This window comes from Spirulina sp. CCY15215 (assembly GCF_016888125.1).
Lineage (GTDB): Bacteria > Cyanobacteriota > Cyanobacteriia > Cyanobacteriales > Spirulinaceae > CCY15215.
Genome location: NZ_JACSWA010000556.1, coordinates 1 through 663 on the forward strand (window position 1 = coordinate 1; position 663 = coordinate 663).

The window sequence follows — 663 nt, forward strand, 5'->3', positions numbered from 1 at the left end:
TCGCGCCTTGATGATGTTCGACAATAATTTGATAAGTTGTGGATAGTCCCAAACCCGTCCCGCTTCCTACGGGTTTAGTGGTGAAAAACGGCTCAAATACTCGTTGGCGCGTGGCTGTATCCATTCCCATGCCATTATCGGCGATCGCAATTCTAACAAAATTTTCCCCTAGAATTTCCGTTTGAATGCGAATGGTGGGAGGGTCAGAGGATGCGCGATCGCCTTCCTTTAAAGTATCGATTTGTCAACTCGGTGTGGAATGTGGGTTATCATAATTTCTAGATAAAATCGAGAGTAAAACAAATGCAATATTACAATTCTAGAGGAGATGCCAGAACAATCTCAAAAACGTCGTAAACCTTCACCTTTGATTGCAGGCAAAGGGAAAACTTTAGGAGATGTGGTAAATCTCATGGTGAATGAACAAGATTGGGAATGTCTGAAATCATTGTTCTACAATATCCAGAACTAGCAACTGTGCTGATGATTTAAAGCGATCGCTACTCTTTTTCTCTCATTTCTGCACGGGAATTTCAATAATAAACTCTGTTCCTTTTCCCAATTGAGACTGACAGGCGATCGCGCCTTGATGATGTTCGACAATAATTTGATAAGTTGTGGATAGTCCCAAACCCGTCCCGCTTCCTACGGGTTTAGTGGTGA

At 42.4% G+C, this 663-nt stretch carries 3 protein-coding genes; 1 reads left to right on the top strand and 2 read right to left on the bottom strand.

The genetic code is table 11. The features are described 5' to 3' along the window. On the bottom strand, nt 1-241 hold a 241-nt coding region (locus JUI58_RS19405; protein ID WP_348539928.1), incomplete at its 3' end, for an ATP-binding protein. A gap of 87 nt (nt 242-328) precedes the next feature. Here JUI58_RS19405 and JUI58_RS19410 point away from each other — a divergent pair. Continuing rightward, nucleotides 329-472 carry a hypothetical protein gene (locus JUI58_RS19410; RefSeq protein ID WP_204105464.1) on the top strand — a complete coding sequence of 48 codons (144 nt, stop codon included), beginning with the start codon at nt 329-331 and terminating at the stop codon, nt 470-472. 42 nt (nt 473-514) lie between these two features. Here JUI58_RS19410 and JUI58_RS19415 read toward each other — a convergent pair. Continuing rightward, nucleotides 515-663, bottom strand: a 149-nt coding sequence (locus JUI58_RS19415; protein ID WP_204105402.1) for an ATP-binding protein, incomplete at its 5' end; no start/stop codon positions are given.